The sequence below is a fragment of the Bacillus sp. EB106-06-01-XG163 genome (genome assembly GCF_058791615.1).
The window spans coordinates 136,179-160,106 of the sequence record NZ_JBYTDS010000007.1 but is presented as its reverse complement, the minus strand read 5'-3'; the positions used below and the strand labels follow the sequence as shown (position 1 = coordinate 160,106).

Below are 23,928 nucleotides of genomic sequence, written 5' to 3'. Positions count from 1 at the left end.
ACAAAAAAATTTTAAACAATATGAGAAAAAAATCCTTGCCAGCCTGATTTGGTTTAGGAGAAAATAACAGTTGGAAGGCAGGGGAATAGACAGTGAAAAAAGGGTTATACCTATTACTTTTACTCGCAGGAATCATAGGTTTGATCGGCTGCTCGAAAACGGAATCGGCCGAAGACAGAATGAAAGATTTCGTAAAAGACTGGAACGGCGGTCATTACGATAAGATGTACCAAAGCCTCACCCAGGATGAAAAGAAAAAACGATCCAAAAAGGATTTTGTAAAGCGATATGAAACCATTTATGAACAAGCAGGGGTCAAAAATCTGAAAGTCACTGCCGAAAAACAGGACGAAGACGACAAGAAAAAAGATGACCTCCAGCACATCGATTATAAAGTCAGCATGGATACAAAAGCAGGGAAGGTCGCTTTTGAAAACACGGCCGTCCTGAAAAAAGAAAAAACAGACGATGGAGAATCATGGAACATCGACTGGAATCCTTCTTTTATTTTCAAACAGCTTTCCGATGACAAAACCGTGCAGATCGCAAATGAAGAACCGAAGCGCGGACAAATTTACGACAAAGACGGAAAAGGTCTCGCCGTGAATACCGAGGTGCCGGAAATCGGCATTATCCCTGGAAAACTCGGCAAGGATAAAGACAGCGTGATCAAAAAACTGTCTGAAAAACTGGACCTTTCTGAAGACGATATCAAAAGTAAACTGAACCAGGGCTGGGTAAAAGACGACTCCTATGTCCCGCTTCAAAAAATCAGACCGGATGATGAAAGCAAGGTCAAAAGCCTGCTCGCATTAGACGGCGTGACGAAAACGAAAGTCAGCTCCCGCTACTATCCGTACGGCGAAAAAGCGGCCCATCTGACCGGTTATATTAAAACCATCACAGCGGAGCAGCTGAAAAAAGCGAAAGACGGCCAATACAGCGATACTTCCAAAATCGGCATCGCCGGCCTTGAGAATGTATATGAAGACAAGCTGCGCGGCACGACCGGCTGGAAAATTTACGTCCCGCAAACAGGTGAGGTCATTGCTGAAAAGAAAGCCGAAAGCGGGCAGGATATTCATGTAACGATTGACATGAAAACGCAGACGAAGCTGTATGATTCTATGAAAGATGACAGCGGAGCGGCAGTCGCCCTCGAACCGCAAACGGGAGAGACACTCGCGCTCGTCAGCGCACCGTCTTATGACCCGAATGGCTTTCTTTTCGGCTGGAGCGGAAAAGAGTGGAAAAAGCTGAATGAAGATAAAAACAATCCGTTTTCAGCGAAATTCAACAAACTTTATGCGCCGGGATCAACGATTAAACCGATTGCCGCGGCAGTCGGCCTGACAAACGGCACATTGAAAGCGTCAGAAAAGAAAAAAATCACCGGAAAAGAGTGGCAGAAAAATTCGAGCTGGGGCGGTTACCATGTCACACGCGTATCAGAGCGCCTGAATGAAGTGGATCTCGAAAACGCGCTGATCACATCAGACAACATCTACTTTGCGCAAAATGCCATAGATGCCGGAGCGGACGCGTTTACAAAAGGATTAAAAACATTTGGCTTTGATGAAGAGATTCCGTACCAATTTCCGATTGAAAAGTCTTCAATCGCTAACGGCAAGCTTGATTCCGAGATCCTTCTCGGAGATACGGGCTACGGCCAGGGGCAGATGCTGATGTCTCCGCTGCACTTAGCGGCTGACTATACCGCATTTGTAACAGACGGAAATCTCGTCAAACCGACATTGATCAAAGACGGAGAAAAAACACCGCAAATCTGGCATAAGCAAGTGGTATCGAAAGCCAATGCCGAAGAAATCACAAAAGGGCTGAGAGGCGTCGTTGAAGATCCGCGCGGCTCTGCATATCAGCCGGCCGTAAGCGGCATTACCGTAGCCGGGAAAACCGGTACAGCCGAGCTGAAAACGTCTAAAGAAGATAAAGACGGCAAAGAAAACGGCTGGTTTGTCGGTTACGATTATAAAAAGAAAGACCTCTTGATCGCGATGATGATTCAAGACGTCAAAAAACGCGGCGGAAGCCATTACGTCGTTGAAAAAGCGAAAAAGCAGTTTCAGAATCACTAAATGACGATTTTTGCGGGCTGAAAGGAAAATCAGCCGCCTAAGCAGAATGAAACAGCATGGGCAATTCCTGAAAACAGAGATACAAGAGGCTCTAAGAAAAAGGGGGATTTCACATGCAGCGCATTCAATTGGCTGAAGACCTGGAATTTTCAAGAGTGATACACGGGCTTTGGCGTCTGAACGAATGGAATGTTTCAGACGGAGAGCTGCTGAATTTGATTGAATGGTGTATCAGCCAAGGCATCACCACCTTCGACCATGCCGATATATATGGCGGTTATACGTGTGAAAAGCTGTTCGGCGGCGCTTTGTCCCTTTCGCCTTCAATAAGGGAGCAAATCGAAATCGTCACAAAATGCGGGATTGTCATTGAATCACCGGAACGGCCCGGAAACAAGTCGCATCATTATAATACGTCGAAGTCTCACATTTTAGCGTCGGCGGAGCAGTCGCTTTTGAATCTGAATACGGATTATCTGGATGTGCTGCTCATTCACAGACCGGACCCGCTTATGGACCCGGAGGCTGTGGCTGAAGCGTTTCACGCGCTGAAAAGCTCGGGAAAGGTCAGATATTTCGGGGTATCGAACTTTAAAGCGCACCAGTACAGAATGCTCGAATCCTATTTGGATGATCCGCTCATCACAAACCAAATTGAAATCTCGGCGTACGAGCTGGAAAATATTCATGACGGCACGCTGGATTTCTGTCAGGAAAAACGCATTCCGCCGATGGCGTGGTCACCGCTTGCGGGCGGGAGCGTCTTTACCGGACAATCAGATAAGGACGTCCGTATCCGTGCCGCGCTTCGTTCCGTACAGGAAGAAATCGGCGCCGCTTCCATTGACGAAGTCATGTACGCGTGGCTGTTCACCCACCCGGCAGACATCATGCCGATTGTCGGCAGCGGAAAAGAGAACCGCATTTCCGCCGCGGTGCGTGCATCCGCGTACAAACTCAGCCATGATCAGTGGTTCCGGATTTATACCGGTGTCCAAGGCTGCGATATTCCATAAACAGAACAAACGCCCGGAAGCTATCTTCCGGGCGTTTGTTTATGTGGTGTGCAATGTCTAAAAACAAGTAAGGTCACTTTGAAGTATAGCCGTGCGGATCAAGAGTAACAAGCGTCATGGCATATTATCTGACACATTTTTCTTTTTCAATACTGTCACACGGCCCAGTGCCAAATTGCCATTTGAAAATGGTTGAATAATCATTGAAAGCGTTTTATATTATAACTTACACCACTTTCCCCGGCAGCACTCCCCATATGCCATACTTCTCACAACTAGAAAATCTGGAGGCGCGTTTCATGTATATGACAGCGAGAGAACAAAAATTAATGAAACATCTATTACTGCAGAACCGGTACGAGACAGTGCATGAACTGGCGGAAGCTTTACAAGTCAGCACAAGAACCGTTCACCGCGAGTTGAAAACAATCAAACCGATGATGGAATCATTCGGTCTGGCACTTGATAAACAGCCCGGCAAAGGACTGAAAGCGGTAGGAAACCCGGAGGACAAACAAAAACTCCTGTCAGACCTGTCCTATGAACAGCATGAATACAGCGCTGAGGAGCGGAAACTTTTAATTCTATGTTCACTATTAGAGTCTCAAGAGCCGATCAAGCTCTACAGTCTGGCGAACGAACTGCAAGTGACAAACGCGACGATCAGCTATGACCTGGATGAGCTGGAGACTTGGATTGCGCCCTTCGGCTTGACGCTGATCCGAAAAAGGGGCTTCGGCATTCAGCTGACGGGGCCGGAAAATGCGAAACGGAAAATCGTCGGCAATCTCATCGTCAACCGCCTTGATATTCAAAGCTTTTTGGAAGCGGTTGAATTGAATATTAAAGGAAAACCGGACGATGCTGAAAAAATGTTCGGCGTCGTAAATAAAGCGGAACTTTTGAAAATGGACCGGCTCTTAATTCAGCTCAAGGAAAAAATCGCGATCGCCTTATCTGACAGCTCATACATGGCGCTTGCGGTTCATTTAACCTTTGCGATGGACCGGATCAGGCTCGGAGAAACCATCACGATGGAGGCTTCGGAACTAAAAGCGCTGCAGCAGACGAAGGAGTACGGCTCTGCGCTGGAAATGGCAAAAGAGCTTGAAAAAGCGTTCGGCGTTTCAATTCCGGAAGCTGAGATCGGATATATCACCATTCATTTGCGGAGCGCCAACCGCAAATACAAAACGGAATTCAAACCGGAAGACATAGAGGTTGAAACGGCCTTGCAAACGAAGCAGCTGATCGGCTTCATTTCTGAAAAAATTAAAATTGATCTGACGGAAAATGGCTCTTTATACGACGGTTTAATCGCCCATCTGGAGCCTGCGATCAACCGGGTAAAAGAAAATATCGACATGTACAACCCGATGACCGAGCAAATTAAACGCGACTACTTTCTGCTGTACATGGCCGTAGAAGAAGGAATGGAAAAATTCTTTCCGGGGCTTCTTTTCTCTGATAATGAGATCGCTTTCATCGTTCTTCACTTCGGCTCCGCTTTGGAAATCAAACGGGAAGAAGCGAAGATCAAAGCGCTGATCGTCTGTTCAAGCGGCATCGGGTCGTCCAAAATGCTCGCATCCAGGCTGAAAAAAGAGCTTCCGGAAATCCGTTCCTTTGATATGTCTTCCCTCATCGAACTGAAGGATCGAGACATCACCGCGTATGACATGATCGTATCCACCGTTCCGATCCCGTATGAAAACATTGATTACGTCATGGTCAGTCCGCTTTTAAACGAAGAAGACGCTGATCAGGTCAAGCAGTACATCAAAAGAAAAATTCCGCTGATTCTTGACAAAAAAAGAAACGGTAAAAGAGAAGAGAAGCAGCCGGAGACGCCTGATATGCTGGAAGCGGCCGGCCGTATGGCGCATTACGCGGCGGTTATCCAAAGCGTGCTGCGGAACTTTTCGGTCAAATCCATTGATTCAAACACGGCGTATGAACTGTTTTTGAACCGTATGTTTGACATGCTGGAGCAGGAAGGATTGGTTCATAATGCCCAAAAAACCGCACAGCGCCTTGCTGAGCGTGAACGACAGGGCGGACTCGGCATTCCGGGAACGGCGATGGCCCTGTACCATCTCAAAAATGAAGAAATTGTCACGCCTTTTTTCAAAATTTATGATTTGACAGCTCCATGCAGTGTCAAAGGCATGGACGGAAATTCCCTGACCGTCGACCGCGGTTTGGTGATGATGGCGCCAGCTGATATGCCCGCTGAAGGATCGGAAATACTAAGTGCGGTCAGCTCGGCCATCATCGAGTCCGAAGACAGTATAAAAGCCTTCCAGACTGAGGATGAGGCCGATTTATACAAACGTTTAAACAAGCTGTTTTATCATTTCATTCAGGAGAAAGGACAGCGGTAAACAGGAAGCGCACACCTCATGTGGGGTGTGTTTTTTTGTGCATGTATGAGGGTAAGGGGAAGGGAAGAAACTAAAAACACGGGACTATTGTATCATTCACTGATGGAATAGTTCTAAAACAAAATAGTTTTACAAGTTATATTTTTTGGTTTAAAATGGGTTGCGTGAGAAAGAAAATCTGACAGAGTTTTTTTGTGATTTATCATTATGGGAGATGAAAATATGGAGACATTACAGCATCTGATTCTGCATGACATTTCAAATAGCGAAGAGATCGAAGCTGTAAAAAGCGGTGCGTATACCCTGACCTACGCGGAATATCGAAAACGAATCAACCAGCTTGCACAAGCGCTTCTTGATAAAGGAATAAAAAAAGGCGACAGAGTGGCGATGCTTTGCAAAAACGGCCACGCGGCATCCATTGTCATGTTTGCGGCACTCGAAATCGGCGCGGTGGTTGTGCCGGTCAGCTGGCAATTAACACCTTACGAAATGAAAGGCATTTTAGCAGCCTGTGAACCGAAAGCTGTTTTTTACGGCACTGAATTTAAAGAGATCATGGAAGAAGTGCTTCCTGCGCTGGTATCTTCTCTTAAACTGAAGGTCGAGACCGGAACAGCTGCGGAGACAACGCCTCAGTTTGACGCTTTATTGACAGGCTCCGGTGATACACCGGATGTCGAAACGGTGTCTGAAAACGATACGGCATTGCTGATGTTTACCTCAGGTACAACCGGCAATCCGAAACGCTGCATGATCACTCACGGCGGCATATACAACTACGTAAACGCGACATTGGCATACACGGGGAGAATGCAGCATGTCCGCTTCTTAGCATGCCATCCGAATTACCATACGAGCGCGATTATCTGCCAGATGGTCGGCACGATGAGCGGAACGACATTCATTATGACAGACAATCAGGACCCTGTGGAAAACCTGAAGCTCATCGAAAAAGAAAAAATTCAAACCATCATGGCGCTGCCAGTCTATTTCACATACCTGCTGAAAGCATGGGAAACGCACCAGACTGACATGTCTTCTATCGTTTATATGATGACGGGAGGCACAAAGGTGCCAAGCAGCCTGATCCAGCAGTATCTCGACATCGGTATTCCGCTCATGCACGGATACGGAAGCACGGAAGCGTGGGGCATCAGCTCTTGGAATCCGCAAATGGGAATGGATAAAGCCGCTTCCGCGGGTAAACCGATGGAAGAAGTGGATGTCCGCGTTGTAGATCCGGAAACAGGTGAAGTCCTTCCGCAAGGCTCAATCGGAGAAGTCGTTGTGACAAGTCCGTTTTTATTCAAAGGCTACGAAGGTAACGAAGAAGCGACACGAAAAGTGCTGAAAGACGGCTGGTTCCATACCGGCGATTCCGGATATGTGGATGAAGACGGATTTATCTTTATCACCGGACGTTATAAAGATGTCATCATCTACGGCGGCGACAATATTTATCCCGACCAGATTGAAGAGGTCATTCAGCAAGTGCCGGGCATTCTCGAAACGGCGGTTGTCGGTATCCCTGATCCGCTTTACGGTGAAAAGCCGAAAGCGTTCATCGTGACAAACGGCAGAGAAGACCTGACAGAAGAAGAAGTGACCCGATTCCTTCAAGAACGTCTTGCCGCCTTTAAAATTCCGGAAATTGAGTTCGTCAGCGAACTTCCGAAAAACAACCTTGGAAAAGTGAGAAAAGACGTGCTCCGCAAACAAGCGGTACGTTCATAATTGAAAACAAAAACCCGGCTGCCAGCCGGGTTTTTTTCTTGCGTTCCATGTGAAACATTTTTCTCCGAAAACGTTTTGAACTGTCTCAATCATGTTTATCCGGAGAACTGCCGAGGTAGACAAGAAATATGAGATCGAACAAGAAGGAGGAACTTGACATGGAAAACTATCCGAAGGAATTCCCAGCGGAATCACAAAACCGCCAGCCGGGCATTGAAAGCGAAATGAATCCGACGCCTGTTTATGAATACAAAGAATATAAAGGCGCTGATAAATTAAAAGGGAAAACCGCACTTATCACAGGGGGCGACAGCGGTATCGGACGCGCCGTAGCGGTTGCTTACGCGAAGGAAGGCGCAAATGTCGCGATCGTCTATTTTGATGAACACGGTGATGCGGAAGATACAAAAAAACGAGTGGAAGAAGAAGGCGTAAAATGTCTGTTAATCCCCGGCGATGTCGGTGAGGAAGACTTTTGCAATGAAGCGGTTGAAAAAACGGTTGAAGAATTCGGGCGTCTTGATATTCTCGTGAATAACGCCGCGGAACAGCATCCGAAAGAAAGCATTAAAGACATCACAAGCGAGCAGCTTCACAGAACTTTTAAAACAAACTTTTACTCACAATTTTATTTGACTAAAAAAGCGATTGATTACATGAAGCCGGGCAGCGCGATCATCAATACGACATCCATTAATCCTTACACAGGCAATCCGCAGCTGATTGACTACACGGCTACGAAAGGCGCGATTAACGGTTTTACGAGATCCATGGCGCAAGCGCTCGTCAACGACGGTATCCGTGTCAACGCCGTGGCGCCGGGGCCGATCTGGACACCGCTTATTCCGGCGACATTCTCAGAAGAAACAGTCGCTTCCTTCGGTCAGACTACGCCGATGGGCCGGGCAGGCCAGCCTGTTGAACATGTCGGCTGCTATGTGCTCTTGGCCTCAGACGAATCATCTTATATGACTGGACAGACGCTGCATGTCAACGGCGGCAAATTTGTAACCACATAAGGGGGCTGAAGCATGACGATATCGAAACATGATGTGAATGCATACTATCAAAAAGCGGGAATCGTTCTGACTGATAATGAAGTCGAAGACATTCAAATCATGGATTACGGCTTAGGCAAGCTTGAGGAAACCGGGCTTCAGCTGTTTATTTACGTGAATACCGACCGCTACTGTTCGAAAGAATTGGTGCTCTTCCCGCGCCAGACGTGTCCGGAACACCGCCATCCGCCGGTCGGCGGCGAGAAGGGAAAACAAGAGACATTCCGCTGCCGCTGGGGGAAGGTGTATCTCTACGTGGAAGGCGAAAAGACAGAGAACCCAAGCGTCCTCCCGCCGGAAGAAGACAAGGAATACTACACCGTCTGGCATGAGATTGTGCTTGAGCCGGGCGGACAATACACCATTCCGCCGGATACGAAGCATTGGTTTCAAGCGGGAGAAGAAGGGGCGGTCGTCACGGAAATGTCATCGACAAGCACGGATGATCACGACATTTTCACCGACCCGCGCATTTAAGGATGAGGCTGCACGCCTCATCTTTTTTTGTATGGAAAAAAATGAATTTACCTGTATAATGGCTAATAAAGGAAAGAAGGTGTGATCGTGTTTTCCTGTCAAATCCGGGAACATCTGACGATCAGATTGCTTGCCAAAGAAGATACGGACGAATTGTATTCTGTTATGAAGCGAAATCAAAACCATCTCAGCGAATGGCTCAGCTGGGCGGAAGAACTGGCTGATATCGATACGTACCGCGATGTGATCATCCCCGAATGGCGCTATAAATACGCGGAAGAGAATGGGTTTGACGCCGGAATTTTTGTGAAGGGCCGGTTTTGCGGCATGATCAGCATCCATAATGTCGATCCAGTCAATCAAAAAGCAGAGATCGGCTACTGGCTGGATCGAGAGCATGAAGGATTCGGCATTATCACCGCAAGCTGCCGGGCGGTCATCACCCATGCATTTCAGGATCTCGGGCTGAACCGCATTATGATCAGCGCGGCTGAAAAAAACACGAAAAGCAGGGCGGTGGCGGAGCGGCTCGGGTTTCAGAAAGAAGGACTGACGAGAGAAGGCATTTTCGTACAGGGCGCCTATCATGACACGGTGAACTACAGCATGCTGAAGCGGGAATGGAGCGAAGATCGGCAGAAGAGCACATTTCTTGGTTTAAATGTCTCCCCAATGTGGAAAAGTAAAAGCGGAGACGTTAAAAAGGAGTGATTCTTCATGAATCAAAATGAAATCAAAGAAAAAGTGCTTGAAGTACTGGATCATCATAAAGTCGGTTCGCTTGCGACGGTAGAGCAAGGCAAACCGCATTCACGCTACATGACATTTTTCCATGACGGCTTAACGATTTACACGCCGACGAGCAAAGACACTCATAAAGCGGAAGAAATTGAAAACAATCCGAATGTTCATATTCTGTTAGGGTATGACTGTGAAGGATTCGGAGACGCTTATGTGGAAGTGGCCGGAACCGCCAAACTGAACAACTCAGCCGATTTAAAAGAAAAGCTGTGGGATCCGAAACTGGAACGCTGGTTTGACGGAAAAGACGATCCGAACCTGGTGATTCTTGAAATTGAACCGAAGCAGATCAAGCTCATGAACGCGGGTGAAAAAACGCCGGCCGAGCTGGAACTTTAATAAATCATTTGATTATTCAGGGGCAATCTGTTATACTTAATTGCTAAGTGACAACATGCAAATAAAAAAGAAAGTAAACTTCTTTTTTCTGTTTTGATATAGAAGCTTCAGGCTTCAACGGACAGCTTGAAAAAAAGCTGAGCTTATTCTTTTCCTTCTGACATTCGCCCCTAACGAAGAGATGGAAAAAAGACTTTTTGTTTTACAATTCACACCGGCGCGGCTTCGGAGCCGCAGTGACGATTGAGAGGTAGGGCTTTCGTTGTCTTGTGTTCAAGAACTTCCATGGTGTTTACTTTCGAAGAATGATTCTGTCGGAACTGTTAATACGAATCACCCGCGGGCTAAGGCGGGCAACCATATATTATTTATTTGCGTAAGAAAAGAATAAGACAAAACCGCGCCGGACATCCGGGCGGTTTTTTTATGTAAACGGCCGAAACCTCGCCGCAGTCTGCAGAGTCTAATCAGTAGAAAAGATTTGGAGGAATCATACATTGCACGTTATTACTTCACAAGTACTGTTTATCTTCTGTTTTCTGTTGCTGATACATTCGATTGAAACGCTTGCCTATGCAACACGGCTTTCCGGCGCGAGAGTCGGTTTTATCGCGTCCGCGCTGTCATTATTTAATGTCATGGTCATCGTGTCGCGCATGTCAAACATGGTTCAGCAGCCGTTTACCGGACATCTGATTGATGCCGCCGGATCAAACGCCCTGTCTCTTGTGGGCGCCCAGTTTCGATTTTTAATATTCGGCTCCACGGTCGGAACGATGCTCGGCATCTGTCTTTTGCCGACATTCGTCGCGTTATTCTCCAGGGCGATTATACACTTGGCGGACGGAGGAGGCTCCGTCATGCAGGTATTTAAAAAAGGATTTTCACTGAACGGGCTGAAGCATGCGCGTTCTTATATCAGACTGCCGTCAGTCTCCTATTTAAAAGGGCTTCAATTCCGAATGATTCCGAAACGCTTGTTTGTCATTAATATGGTCATTACGTCTATTTACACGATCGGTGTTCTGTCCGCTCTGTACGCCGGCCTTCTGGCGCCTGAGCACAGCACGACCGCCGTGATGGCATCAGGCTTAATCAACGGAGTTGCGACTATGCTGTTGGCTGTGTTTGTTGACCCGAAAGTCTCCGTACTGGCAGACGATGTGGCGAAGGGCAAGCGCAGCTACGTCTCCTTAAAATGGACATCATTGACGATGGTCACATCAAGGGTCGCTGGTACGCTTCTCGCCCAGCTCGTATTCATCCCCGGCGCTTATTATATCGCCTGGGTGACGAAATGGATGTAACGCATGAAAAAAGCTCCTCTGCAGAAGAGGAGCTTTTTTATTGATAATTTCTCAGGCCGCGATCATAAATAAAATTACCGAACGGAATAAAGGCCGCGATAAAACCGGCGGCTGACCATTTCACATGCCATTTGACAGTAAACGCCGCATACGCCAGCACCGCCAGATAAATGATAAACAAACCGCCGTGAATGGAACCGGCAATGGTGACGGCGAGCGGATGATGAGCCCAATACTTCAGCGGCATCGCGATAAACAGCAGCACCAAAAGCGACATTCCTTCAATAAACCCCATCGTGCGAAGTCTGCCGATAGGCGTGTGTAACATACAGCTCCCTCCTGTCGGACATCTTTTTTCCTCTATACTATAAGCAAAGGGCAGTCCTAATATGACCATTTCGCGTCAGTTCCTGAAAAAACCTGCATGATTTCAGCCAGTTGTTCTTGTCATTTTTCGGATTTCTCTTGATAATATAGCCAAAAGGGTAAGGAAGGACTACAGTCATGAAACTAGATAATGTGGATCTGAGCATCATTAAAGAGCTGCAGCGGGACAGCCGCCTGTCCATGCGGGAACTGGGCAGAAAAATCAAATTGTCAGCTCCGTCCGTCACAGAGCGTGTCAGACAGCTTGAATCCTTCGGCGTCATTAAGCGCTATACATTGGACATTGATCAAAAAAAGATCGGGCTTCCTGTTTCCTGCATTGTCGAAGCGACAGTGAAAAACGGAAAATACGATCAATTTAAAACCTACATTCAATCCATTCCCAACATTGAATTTTGTTTTCGGGTCGCCGGGGCGGCGTGTTATATGCTGAAGATGAACGCGGACAGCCTGGAAACGATCGAACACTTCATCAACCGCACCTCTCCGTATGCCCAAACCGTGACCCACGTCATTTTCTCAGAAATTGACACAAAAAACGTCCTCGATTAGAGAGAGCGTGAGGAAGTCTGTTATAATAACAGGATGATTGTGAAAGAAAGAGAAGTGAAAAGCATGTCAAAAACAGTTGTATTAGCTGAAAAACCTTCAGTCGGCCGGGACTTGGCCCGCGTTCTGAAGTGTCATAAAAAAGGAAACGGATATCTTGAAGGCGACCGCTACATCGTCACATGGGCGCTCGGGCATCTGGTAACGCTCGCTGACCCTGAAGGATACGGCAAAGAATTTCAATCATGGCGGCTTGAGGATCTGCCGATTATTCCGGAGCCTTTGAAGCTCGTCGTCATTAAAAAAACAGGAAAACAGTTCAATGCGGTCAAAGCTCAGCTTGTCCGAAAAGACGTCACCCAGATCGTAATCGCTACAGACGCAGGACGGGAAGGGGAGCTTGTGGCCCGCTGGATTATCGAAAAGGCAAACGTCCGCAAACCGATTAAGCGGCTGTGGATTTCCTCTGTGACGGATAAGGCGATTAAAGAAGGATTTCAAAAGCTCCGCAGCGGCAAAGAGTACGAAAACCTGTATCATTCCGCCGTTGCCAGAGCGGAAGCGGATTGGATCGTCGGCATCAACGCGACCCGCGCCCTGACGACGAAATTTAACGCACAGCTGTCATGCGGACGCGTCCAGACTCCGACACTGGCGATGATCGCCAAGCGTGAAGCGGACATTCAGGCGTTCAAACCCGTTCCTTATTACGGTCTCCGTGCGGCGGCTGATCAGATGACGCTGACATGGCAGGATAAAAAAACAAAGCAGACAAGAACATTCGATCAGACGGTGACCGGCCGTTTGGCAAAAGATTTCCAAGGAAAGCCGGCGGTCATTTCAGAATTGAAAAAAACGGCGAAGAAAAGCTTCGCTCCCGGTCTTTACGACTTGACGGAATTGCAGCGGGACGCTCATAAGCGCTTCGGTTTTTCCGCAAAAGAGACGCTGTCCGTGCTTCAAAAGCTGTATGAACAGCATAAGCTTGTCACTTACCCGCGGACGGATTCCAGATTCCTTTCCGCAGACATCGTGCCGACTTTAAAAGACCGTTTAAACGGCATGGAAGTTAAGCCGTACGCACAGTACGTCAATCAAATACTGAAGCGGGGCGTCAAAGCGCATAAAGGATTCGTCAATGATGCGAAAGTATCGGATCACCATGCCATCATTCCGACAGAGGAGCCGCTGATCCTTTCAAGCCTCAGCGACAAAGAACGAAAGCTTTACGACCTGATTGCCAAACGTTTTCTCGCCGTGTTAATGCCGGCGTTCGAATACGAAGAAACAAAGGTCACAGCCGATATCGGCGGCGAAACATTTACCGCAAAAGGGAAAACGGTTCAATCGCCTGGCTGGAAAGCCGTGTATGATATGTACGAGGATGACGACGATCATGAGGAAGACAAAGACCAGACCCTCCCGGATCTTCAGCAGGGTCAGCGCCTCACTGTCTCATCACTGAAAGAAACGAGCGGACAGACGAAACCGCCGGCGCGCTTTAATGAAGGCACGCTGTTATCCGCGATGGAGAACCCAAGCGCCTTTATGCAGGGAGAAGAGAAGAACCTTGTGAAAACATTGGGTGAAACCGGCGGACTCGGAACAGTCGCCACCCGCGCTGATATTATTGAAAAACTGTTCAACAGTTTCTTAATCGAGAAAAAAGAAAAAGATATTTTCATTACGTCAAAAGGGAAGCAGCTCTTACAGCTCGTCCCGGAAGATTTAAAATCACCGGCCTTAACCGCTGAGTGGGAGCAAAAGCTCTCCGCCATCGCAGCGGGCAAACTGAAATCCGCCGTCTTCATTAAAGACATGAAAACATATGCGGGCAAAACGGTGAAGGAAATCAAAAACAGCAGCCAGACTTTCAGACATGACAACATTTCAGGCACCGCCTGCCCTGATTGCGGCAAAATGATGCTTAAAGTCAACGGCAAACGCGGCACGATGCTCGTATGTCAGGATCGTGAGTGCGGCAGCCGGAAAACGCTGGCAAGAAAAACAAACGCCCGCTGTCCGAACTGTCATAAGAAAATGGAGCTTCGCGGCCAGGGCGAAGGCCAAACCTTCGCATGTGTATGCGGCCACCGGGAGAAACTGTCCGTCTTTGAAAAGCGAAAGGCGAAAGATAAATCCGGACGCGCATCCAAGCGGGACATCAACTCTTATATGAAAAGCCAAAACAAAGAGGAGCCGATGAACAACGCGCTGGCAGAACAGCTGAAAAAACTCGGCCTGGATAAATAGATCAGAGAAAGGCAGCATTTGTAAAGAAATGCTGCCTTTTGTTGTGTTTTTAACTGTAATGGGAATACGATCCAGACGAAGAGGGAAAAGGTGAGCAGACGGCGCTCCCATTTAAAATTTCCCAATGTGAAAAAATGCTAGTATTCTTTTATCGTTTCCTATATAGTAAAAATACTTTGTGAAAAAATAAGATATGGGTCTAAAAAAGGATTTATAAAATAGGAGGATGGACTGTGAAGCAATTCGTTTTTCGTCTGATGATCCTTTTGATTTCGATCGTTCTGACGGCGGGGTGCGCGGAGGCCGGCACTGAAAAACAGGCGGCAGCCGTACCGTCCGGACCGCTTCAGCCCGCAGAGCATTTTATTTATCATAATTTGATGAACGGGCGGGGGATGATCCGGACGAACATAACCGGTGAGCCGGAATATTTATCAGAGTCTCTCGGACTATGGATGGCATTTTTGCTGAACAGGAAAGATGAACGGCAGTTTCAAGCGCAATATCAGCTTCTCACCGATTCGTTTCTGACGAAAAACGAGCTCGTGTCGTGGAAGATTGACGGGAATAAAGCGAGCGGCACCAATGCCTTAATTGACGATTTCAGAATCATGAACTGTCTGAATGAGGCCGGAACCCTATGGGGAAACAGTGAATACGGGAAAACAGCGGTGCAGATCGGGAAGGCGCTGGAAAAATACAATACGAATGACGGGTATTTTACGGATTATTATGATGCCGCTTCAAATGCCGCGTCAAAGACCGTGACGTTGTCCTATGTCGACCCCGGCGCCTTACAGATGCTCAGAGAAAAGGGGATTATCGATGAGAAAACGGAAAACCGGAACCTCGATGTTCTCAATCTTGCGCCCCTGAAAAATGGTTTTCTGCCGAAATCGTTCAATACCGAAACTAAGGAATACAAATATGACAGCGAAGTCAATGTCATCGACCAGCTGTATGCCGCCGTGAATCTGAAGCGGGGCGATGGCAAAGCCGCTGTGCTGTCGAAATGGATGATAAAGGAATTTAAGTCGCGCGGACAGCTGTACGGACGATACAGCGCAGACACGAAGGAGCCGGCGGTTCAATACGAATCACCGTCCGTTTACGCCCTGGCCGTTCTTTTTTTAGCAGAACAAAAAGCTGATCCGGCTGTCATCAAGCCGCTTTATGAAAGAATGACTTCATTTGAAACACTGGACACGCTGAAACCTGATTACGGCGGCTATATGAGCGGGGGCGATACACATTCTTTCGATAATCTGCTGCCGCTTCTGGCTGAAAGGAAATTGTTTAATGAAAATATCATTCAATGAATCACAAAAACTGTGCAGCTACACAGCAGTTATGCTGGTGCTGCTGTCTTTTTTTATTTACTATGCGTCTCAGCAATCCGCAGGGCTTCTGATAACCTGCATCACATTGCTTGTCACGGGAGCCGGCATATGGTTCGGGGCAATCTATGCGCTCGTCATCACCTTACTCGTCTTATTTGTTCTCGGCAGCCTGCTCCTGTGGTTTCAGACCGGGAGCTTTATGGCGTCTGCCGGTGCCGAAAGTCTGCAGGTGCTGGTCATTTGGGGGATTGCGCTGCTCGTCTTTTCTTACATAGCGGGAAGGATTCACGAGTTGGCGAAGGGGCTTGAGCGCTCAGTGAAACAGCTGCGTGAAGAGATTACGAGCTTTGTCGCCGTCGACAGGGTGACCGGCTTTGACAACCATCTGCGGATGAAGCTGGAGCTTTCCGAGGAGATCAAGCGGGCGGAACGCTACGGCAATTCCTTCGTCTTTTTGCTGCTGCACATGCATTATTTCAAGGAATTCAAATCCCTCTACGGAGAAAAAGAGACCGACCGCCTGCTGGCATTTATCAGCCGCCAAATCCGGTCAAGCGTTCGGGAAACAGACAAAAAATTCAGGCCGTCCGCCGAACGGTTCGGCATCGTGCTGACCCATACGCCTGAAAAAACATGCCGGCCGTTCTGGCGAAGCTGAAAAAGGAATTGGATACGTACCGGCTGCAAAACGGTAAATACGTCTCCATCACCTTCCGTGTATGTTACTTGGCGTACCGAAAGGATTTACAAACGGCCGAGCAATTTTTAAATGAACTGGAAAACGAGATGATGATGAATGAACTCTAAATGGATACGTCTCTTACTCTCGGCGCTCTTCATGATTTCGGCGGTTTATGTTCCCCTTACGGCGGAAGCAAAAGACAAAAAGGACGGCATTCTCATTATTTATACAAGCACGGACGGCAAAGAAACCGCTGAGGTCAAAATGCTTGATCTGACCGCGGGCCATTTCTCATCCGCCGTCACCGTGAAAAGCGACGGAGACATCACAGCCGCGGACCTCAAAAAGAATCGGCGGGTCATCTATTACGGCGTCACGAAAAAAAAGCTCAGCACATCATTCGTGTCTCTGATCAGCAGCATGCCGCAGCAGCTTATCAGCATCGGCTATAACGCCGGACAGTTCCGCCAATTTGCGGGTTTGTCCCTGACAGAGAAAGAAACGGTATACCGCATTTACGGCAAAGAAGAAAAAACAGACATGCCGCTTGAAAAAGGGATGTCCGTGCTCGGCGTATCGGGAGTAAAAGGAAAGTCCCTTTATACATACCGGTCCGGTGACGGCAGCACCCGCCCTTTTATGTGGAAAACGGCGCGCTCTGACTATTATTTCGGTGTGACGAGCCTGTTAAATGATTCGTTTCTGACGGCGAAAGCGCTGCGCAACGCATTCGGAGAATCAGCGGGCGGCACCCTCCTTTATTTACGGCTTGAAGACATCAGTCCGATGTCAGATGAAACATTGCTTTACGAAGCGGGCGCTTACCTGCATAAAAGACACATTCCGTTTATTCTGGCGGTCATTCCGGTCTATCTCAATCCGGAAAACGGAGAAAAAGTATACCTGGCGGACAAGCCGAAAATGGTCAGCGTCCTGAAAAAACTTCAGCAAATGGGCGGCAGCATCATTATTCACGGCTACACGCACGCATACCGATACAGCGAAACGGGAGAAGGCTTTGAATTTTGGGATGCCAAAGCGGATCAGCCGATTACGTCAGAAAATGCGGATGATACTCCGGTCAAGCTTGAAAAGGAACAGGATTTTCCGAATGAAAAAGCGTACCGGGCGTATGTGAAGCCTTTCCGTGAAAAAGAAAAAATCTACACGAGAACGAAGCTGGAGCAGGCGATTGACGATCTGACAGAGCTCGGCCTTTACCCGCTGTCATTCGAAGCGCCGCACTATACGATGTCTGAAGAAGGCTACAAAATCGCATCTTCTTATTTCTCCAGCATTTTCGGACAAGTGCAGCTCAGCGGCACGACGTGGAAAACCTCGGGCGCCCCTCCGTTCGTCTCAAAGCCGGCTATGCTTGACGGGATGACGCTGTACCCTGAAACAATCGGTTATGCCGATAACTCAAAGGAAAATCCGCTCGGAGATATGGAGAATCATATTTCGCAGATGATTGATTTCGGCGGCGGAACGGCGGGCGGTTTCTACCATCCGTATCTCGGCATGAAATACCTCCCCGAGCTCGTCAATCAGATGGAGCGGATTCCCGGCGGCGAGTGGCTCGATCTGAAGAAAACGAAGCAAACGGTAACGTCGGACAGCGTCAAGATCAAAACGGACGGAGACGGGACCATTCATGTGGAAAACAAGATTCATCCGATAACGGCCTTTTTCAATCACCATCAGCAGACGCCTCTGGAAAAAGCGCTTTGGATTCTCTCCGGCGTGGTGTTATTGTTTATCATCATGTTCGCCTGCTACGTCCTTTATTTGCGCGCCACATTAAAAAAACGAATTTTTAAGGAGAGAAGGAGCCTTGAGTAACATTCTGTTTTTTATCTCATTAAGTTTAATATGGGTGATGCTTCTCTATCACATGTTTCTGATGCAGGGCGGATTCAGGCATTATATGACCTTCGAACGGAACATTCCGAAATGGCGCGCAAAGATGGGGGAGCTCCCGAAGGTCAGCGTGCTCATTCCCGCGCATAACGAAGAGGTCGTCATCAGGCAGACGCTGAAGGCGATGGTGAATCTGTATTATCCGAAAGACAGGCTTGAGATCATCGTCGTTAATGATAACTCCTCCGACCGGACGGGAGACATCGTCAATGAATTTTCCCGTCAGTATGACTTCATTAAAATGGTCATTACAAAGCCCCCGAACGCCGGAAAAGGAAAATCTTCGGCGCTGAACTCAGGGTTCGCGGAATCGAACGGAGACGTGATCTGCGTGTATGATGCGGACAACACGCCGGAAAAAATGGCGGTGTACTACCTGGTTCTCGGTCTGATGAATGATGAGAAAGCGGGAGCGGTTGTCGGGAAATTCCGTGTCATCAACGCGGCCAAAACGATCCTGACGAAGTTTATCAATATTGAAACCATCTGCTTTCAGTGGATGGCGCAGGGCGGCAGATGGAAATGGTTCAAAATCGCCACCATCCCGGGAACGAACTTCGCGATCAGGCGGAGCATTATCGAACAGCTCGGCGGCTGGGATGATAAGGCGCTGGCGGAGGATACCGAGCTGACCATCCGCGTGTATAATCTCGGCTATCATATCCGCTTTTTCCCGGCGGCTGTGACATGGGAGCAGGAGCCTGAGACATGGAAGGTGTGGTGGCGTCAGCGGACAAGATGGGCGCGCGGCAACCAATACGTTGTTCTCAAGTTTTTATCCCAATTTTTTAAGCTGAAACGCAAGCGGATCATCTTCGATCTGTTTTATTTCTTTTTTACGTATTTTTTGTTTTTCTTCGGTGTGATCATGTCAAACACGATTTTTATCATCAATCTTTTTTACGACCTGCATCTGGCAGTCGGGTTTTTGGCGATGATTTTGTGGATACTGGCCTTTTTCCTGTTTATGACTGAGGTCATGATTACTTTAAGCATTGAAAAAACAGAAATGAACAAACAAAACTTCTTTATCGTATTTCTGATGTACTTTACATACTCCCAGGCTTGGATCGTGCTCGTCATCTGGTCATTATTCACAGAGATCAAGCACCGCTTGTTCAAGCAGGAAGTCAAGTGGTACAAAACGGAGCGATACAATCAAAATAAAAGCGGGTGACCTTTTTGAAAAAAGCGATCATATTGATAACTGGCCTTTTGCTATTGATGTCTAACGGGCAGGCGGCCGCGGCCCGGGAACTGAAAACGGACGGTTCCGCCCTCGGAACAAGCGCCGGCGCAAAAGAGCAGCAGGCGCTGACTGGCGATCTGATGACACTGTACGGGGCGAAAGACAGCGCAGAGCTGACCTATCAGATTCCTGCGGGAGCTTCGAATGCCGATCAGTCGCTTCTGATTGATTACGAGGCGTCAAACTTATTAATTGCCCCGTCTTCTTTAACCATCGCCATTGATGATGAACCCGTCAAATCCATTAAGCTTGACGGCAGTTCCAAGCGGAAAACGGTGAAGCTCAATCTCAGCAAAAGCCAATCCGCCCAAGGCTTTCACAATGTATCATTACGATTTTACGGCGTATTAAAAGAGGGCGTCTGCGTCAGGCAGGATACGTCAGGCAACTGGATAAAAATTTATCCGGACAGCCGCCTTGTGCTTTCAGAAGCAAGCAAGTCAAAGGGAGCGGATCTCGGCCATTTCCCGTATCCGTTTGCCCAATCAGGCAATACGGGTGAAGAAACCGATATTATCCTTCCTGACAAACCGACCTCGGCGGAAGCTGAAGCCGCAGTCAAAACAGAAGCATTTCTGAAAACGGCAGACAGCAGGCTGAAGGTATCCTATGTAAAAGAATCCGACGCCGGCAAAATCAGCAATCCGTCAATTGTCATCGGCGCTGATCAGCATTGGAACGGGAAAATAAAAGAACTTTTCGAACACGGGAACATCAAAGCGGAAGACAACAAACTTCTTCTCGCTGAACGGGTTCTGACATCAGGGGACAAACGGCAGCCCGTCCTGTTTGTCACGGCGCAATCAGACAAAACGCTGGCGGATAAAATCCGCGTCATCACAGACAGCGCTTATTCAAGCCAGCTGGGCGGAGATACTTTGACAATCGGCCGCCTTCAGCCCGCTGCGGAAAAGACAGGCAATAAACTGACACTAGAGGACTTCGGCGCGGGAAATGTAACGGTCGGATCAAACAAAACGGCGTCAGAGCACTTCTTTTACCCTGCGGCGGCCGCTGTTGATAAAGACGGTAAGGTCAAGCTTTCACTTACATTAAAGACGTCGGAATTGATCCGGACGAAGGCGGATTCAGCAAATGACGCCGAGAGAGCGGAGCTGAACGTCACGGTCAACGGACAGCCGAATGCGGTGCGTCTTGATGATCTCGGCAATAAAGATAAAGACGGCTTTTACCACGTCTCCATCCCGATTGATCCGAAGCTTTTGCGAAGCAGCAGGTACATTGATCTGCAATTTGTCACATCAGGTTTGAAACATAACAATCCGTGTATCGACCGTGACGAAAACAAATGGGTCTATATTGATAAAAGCAGCACGCTGACGTATCCGGTAAGCGATGCGGCGCAGAAAGCTGATTTCGGGCAATGGCCGCTCCCGTTTGCGGGCGGCGGGAAAGAGAAAACAGTGATCGTCATCCCGGATGACGTAAACATGCAGACACTGAAAGAGCTTTCTCTGGTGGCGGATTCATTCGGAAACGGCTTTACCGTAAAGACGGCATCAGACATGAAGGAAGCGGATGCCAAAGGCCGGAATGTTGTGTTTATCGGAGGCCTGCCGCAAATCCCGCTTTTAAAGTCAAACGCCTCTAAGCTTCTCGTGCCGTCAGACCGCAGCGGCGCGTACGATGTTTCTTCGTTTCAGATGCTGAATGAGACGACGAAACAAGTCGCGTTTACCCAGGAATCACCTTGGGACTCCGGCCGGAGCATCGCTGTTTTTGCTCCGTTATCAGGAAGCGGCGCGTCTGTCACAAAAGAGCTGATCAGCTTTTTAGACAGCACAAGCGATGCCGCAACCGTCATTAACGAAACAGCCGGCCGGCAGCTGTTTTCGAATCATCAGCAAATCAAGTCCGATGACAGCAGTCCGGCGGCTGATACGAAGAGCCGGTCCGCAGCACTGAACGTTACGTATATTGCTGTTTCCGCGGCGCTTATGATCATTGCGGCCGGTCTGATCTGGCTGACGGCAAGAAGGAAAAAAAGAAAAGCGGATCATGAAAAAAGCGAAGAGTAATGAAGGAAAAAGAGGCCGTTAACAGGCCTCTTTTTTTGTATTTTTATTTCCATTTTTGGCGGTGATTTTTTTATTTTTGAAACAGCATAAAAGCCCCTTTACAACTGAACGGGACGGGAGTATGATCTCTTTTATAATCTATATCGCTTAATCTGTAATCAGAGCGGGGGAACCAATTTGCGGCGCGTGATGCCGCTTGGGGTGAATCCTTTTTCAGGTAGGGCCAACTCTCATCAGCCCGAATCCGACAGCTAACCTCGTAAGCGTTCATGAGAGGAGATGAATGAAACCTGTGCACGATTATGGCGCAGGGGCATCCGTTTGCCTCTGTGTCTTTTTGCTGTGCTGAAATATGGCATGCAATCAGCATTCGGAGACATCATAGCAGTAAGGGTTTGTAAATCAAACGGAAAATGAAAAAAAGGGGAAGACAACAAATGTACCATTCAATCAAAAGATTTTTGATTGGGAAACCGCTGAAATCACAGGCTGCCGGAGAGCAGAAACTCACGAAACTCAAGGCGCTCGCCATGCTTTCTTCAGACGCGCTGTCATCAGTTGCTTACGGAACGGAACAGATTCTGATCATTTTGGCTGCGGTAAGCGCGGCCGCGTTTTGGTATTCCATTCCGATCGCAGCCGGTGTTCTCATTTTGCTGCTTGCTTTGATTCTGTCCTACAGACAGATTATTTACGCTTATCCGCAAGGCGGGGGCGCTTATATGGTGTCAAAAGAAAACCTTGGTGAGAAGCCGGGCCTGATTGCGGGCGGCTCATTGCTTGTTGATTATATTCTGACGGTGGCGGTAAGCATTTCTGCCGGAACTGACGCGATTACATCGGCATTTCCGGCTTTGCACCCGCATCATTTGCTCATTGCTGTTTTGCTTGTGATTCTGATTATGATTTTAAATTTGAGAGGACTGTCAGAGTCGGCGTCCATTTTGGCGTATCCCGTCTATCTGTTTGTGGCGGCGCTTGTCCTTTTGATCGTCGTCGGGCTGTTTAAACTCATGACGGGCCAGGTTCACCCGGCCGAACACACGCCGATCGGCACACCCGTGGCGGGCATCACGCTGTTTTTGCTGCTGAAGGCCTTTTCTTCAGGGTGTTCGGCGCTGACCGGTGTTGAAGCCATTTCAAACGCGATCCCGGCCTTTAAAAATCCTCCGGCAAAAAACGCGGCCCGCACTTTGGCCATGATGGGGATTCTGCTGGCGATCTTATTTACGGGGATTACGGTGCTGGCGTACGGCTACGGCACGGGTCCGAAGCCTAACGAGACCGTTATTTCACAAATCGCCGCGGAAACCTTCGGACGGCATACGGTGTATTATTTCATTCAAGGCGTTACATCATTGATTCTCGTGCTTGCGGCGAATACGGGCTTTTCCGCATTTCCGCAGCTGGCGTTTAATTTAGCGCGCGATCAGTATATGCCGAGAATGTTTACGGTCCGCGGCGACCGGTTAGGCTTTTCAAACGGCATCATCTTTCTCGGTATCGCGTCCATCCTGCTCATTCTTTTATTCGGCGGCCGCACGGAACATTTAATTCCGCTTTATGCCGTCGGCGTGTTCATTCCGTTTACGCTGTCGCAGACGGGAATGTGCATCAAGTGGATCAGGCAGAAGCCGAAGGGCTGGGCGGTAAAAATGCTGATTAACTCATGCGGCGCCGCCATTTCATTTATGGTGCTGTGCATTTTATTCGCGACGAAGTTCAATCTTGTCTGGCCGGTGCTGTTATTCATGCCTGCTGTCGTCATGCTGTTTTTCGTCATTAAAAATCACTACACCGCGGTCGGCGAACAGCTGCGGGTCGTTGATCAGCAGCCTGAGGAAATCAGGGGAACCGTCGTCATCGTGCCTGTCGCCGGTGTCACCACCGTCGTCCAAAAATCGATTCAGTATGCGAAATCATTATCAGATCAGGTCATTGCGGTTCATGTTTCCTTTGACAGAGAAAACGAAAAAAAGGTGGAAAAGCGCTGGGAAGAGCTTCATAACGGTGTCCGCCTCGTCACCCTGCATTCCTCATACCGCAGTCTGGTTCACCCGTTTGATAAATTTTTGGAAACGGTCGAACAGAAAGCGAAAAAAGAACAGTTCTCCGTGATGGTGCTGTTTCCGCAATTCATCACGAAAAAACGCTGGCAGACCATCCTTCACAACCAATCAGCCTTCTTGCTCCGCGTCCGGCTGTTTTGGAAGAAGGACATCATCGTCGCCACCCTGCCGTATCATTTTAAAAAGTAACGGCAAAGACCGCAGGCTAAAATGCCGCGGTCTTTT

The 23,928-nt window shown here is 48.3% G+C and carries 17 protein-coding genes, 1 pseudogene and 1 riboswitch; of the genes and pseudogenes, 17 read left to right on the top strand and 1 reads right to left on the bottom strand.

From position 1 onward, the window contains the following. Positions 1-92: 92 nt before the first annotated feature. From AC3WTF_RS10895 to amj, 9 genes are all read left to right on the top strand, one after another. The gene (locus AC3WTF_RS10895; RefSeq protein WP_047935229.1) at positions 93-2,096 is read left to right on the top strand and encodes a penicillin-binding transpeptidase domain-containing protein; all 2,004 of its coding nucleotides are present in this window, start codon (positions 93-95) and stop codon (positions 2,094-2,096) included. Positions 2,097-2,209: 113 nt separating this feature from the next. After that, positions 2,210-3,112 (top strand): aldo/keto reductase, encoded by a 903-nt coding sequence (locus AC3WTF_RS10890; RefSeq protein WP_025284247.1) that lies wholly within the window; start codon positions 2,210-2,212, stop codon positions 3,110-3,112. Between the two features lie 299 nt (positions 3,113-3,411). Next, positions 3,412-5,496 (top strand): BglG family transcription antiterminator, encoded by a 2,085-nt coding sequence (locus AC3WTF_RS10885; protein WP_047935231.1) that lies wholly within the window; start codon positions 3,412-3,414, stop codon positions 5,494-5,496. 222 nt (positions 5,497-5,718) lie between these two features. Continuing rightward, the gene (locus AC3WTF_RS10880; protein WP_007410305.1) at positions 5,719-7,233 is read left to right on the top strand and encodes a class I adenylate-forming enzyme family protein; all 1,515 of its coding nucleotides are present in this window, start codon (positions 5,719-5,721) and stop codon (positions 7,231-7,233) included. Between the two features lie 158 nt (positions 7,234-7,391). After that, the gene (locus tag AC3WTF_RS10875; RefSeq protein ID WP_020955337.1) at positions 7,392-8,252 is read left to right on the top strand and encodes an SDR family oxidoreductase; all 861 of its coding nucleotides are present in this window, start codon (positions 7,392-7,394) and stop codon (positions 8,250-8,252) included. 12 nt (positions 8,253-8,264) lie between these two features. After that, a complete protein-coding gene (locus AC3WTF_RS10870) occupies positions 8,265-8,768 on the top strand; it encodes a D-lyxose/D-mannose family sugar isomerase (protein ID WP_007410308.1) in 504 nt (167 codons plus the stop codon). 87 nt (positions 8,769-8,855) lie between these two features. Further along, complete coding sequence (locus AC3WTF_RS10865; protein ID WP_020955338.1) at positions 8,856-9,479, top strand: GNAT family N-acetyltransferase; 624 nt, start codon at positions 8,856-8,858, stop codon at positions 9,477-9,479. Positions 9,480-9,485: 6 nt separating this feature from the next. Further along, positions 9,486-9,908: a pyridoxamine 5'-phosphate oxidase family protein gene (locus AC3WTF_RS10860; protein ID WP_003156270.1), complete on the top strand. Its 423-nt coding sequence runs from the start codon at positions 9,486-9,488 to the stop codon at positions 9,906-9,908. Between the two features lie 497 nt (positions 9,909-10,405). Continuing rightward, positions 10,406-11,215 carry a lipid II flippase Amj gene (gene amj / locus AC3WTF_RS10855; protein WP_012116831.1) on the top strand — a complete coding sequence of 270 codons (810 nt, stop codon included), beginning with the start codon at positions 10,406-10,408 and terminating at the stop codon, positions 11,213-11,215. A gap of 37 nt (positions 11,216-11,252) precedes the next feature. Here amj and AC3WTF_RS10850 read toward each other — a convergent pair whose 3' ends face one another. Then, positions 11,253-11,543, bottom strand: coding sequence for a DUF3817 domain-containing protein (locus AC3WTF_RS10850; protein WP_003156265.1), 291 nt, complete (start codon positions 11,541-11,543; stop codon positions 11,253-11,255). Between the two features lie 176 nt (positions 11,544-11,719). Here AC3WTF_RS10850 and lrpC point away from each other — a divergent pair, with 176 nt between their 5' ends. The 8 genes and pseudogenes from lrpC to AC3WTF_RS10810 all read left to right on the top strand — a co-directional run bounded on the left by lrpC (position 11,720) and on the right by AC3WTF_RS10810 (position 23,892). Then, positions 11,720-12,154, top strand: coding sequence for a transcriptional regulator LrpC (gene lrpC, locus AC3WTF_RS10845; protein WP_007410180.1), 435 nt, complete (start codon positions 11,720-11,722; stop codon positions 12,152-12,154). A 63-nt stretch (positions 12,155-12,217) separates the two neighbouring features. Beyond that, positions 12,218-14,404, top strand: coding sequence for a DNA topoisomerase III (locus AC3WTF_RS10840; RefSeq protein WP_047936382.1), 2,187 nt, complete (start codon positions 12,218-12,220; stop codon positions 14,402-14,404). Between the two features lie 233 nt (positions 14,405-14,637). Next, entirely contained in the window at positions 14,638-15,723 is a 1,086-nt protein-coding gene (locus tag AC3WTF_RS10835) for a hypothetical protein (RefSeq protein ID WP_047935242.1), read from the top strand. Beyond that, a pseudogene (locus tag AC3WTF_RS10830) lies at positions 15,704-16,551 on the top strand (diguanylate cyclase domain-containing protein). The gene AC3WTF_RS10835 and the pseudogene AC3WTF_RS10830 overlap by 20 nt, the downstream one beginning before the upstream one ends. Then, positions 16,541-18,268: a DUF2334 domain-containing protein gene (locus tag AC3WTF_RS10825; protein ID WP_076851406.1), complete on the top strand. Its 1,728-nt coding sequence runs from the start codon at positions 16,541-16,543 to the stop codon at positions 18,266-18,268. The pseudogene AC3WTF_RS10830 and the gene AC3WTF_RS10825 overlap by 11 nt, the downstream one beginning before the upstream one ends. Continuing rightward, positions 18,261-19,523: a glycosyltransferase family 2 protein gene (locus AC3WTF_RS10820; RefSeq protein ID WP_017419244.1), complete on the top strand. Its 1,263-nt coding sequence runs from the start codon at positions 18,261-18,263 to the stop codon at positions 19,521-19,523. Before AC3WTF_RS10825 ends, AC3WTF_RS10820 begins: the two co-directional genes overlap by 8 nt. A gap of 5 nt (positions 19,524-19,528) precedes the next feature. After that, positions 19,529-21,634 carry a cellulose biosynthesis cyclic di-GMP-binding regulatory protein BcsB gene (locus AC3WTF_RS10815; protein WP_492314254.1) on the top strand — a complete coding sequence of 702 codons (2,106 nt, stop codon included), beginning with the start codon at positions 19,529-19,531 and terminating at the stop codon, positions 21,632-21,634. Positions 21,635-21,768: 134 nt separating this feature from the next. Further along, a riboswitch (cyclic di-AMP (ydaO/yuaA leader) is annotated at positions 21,769-21,915 on the top strand. Positions 21,916-22,071: 156 nt separating this feature from the next. Further along, complete coding sequence (locus AC3WTF_RS10810) at positions 22,072-23,892, top strand: APC family permease (protein ID WP_007410187.1); 1,821 nt, start codon at positions 22,072-22,074, stop codon at positions 23,890-23,892. Positions 23,893-23,928 lie beyond the last annotated feature (36 nt).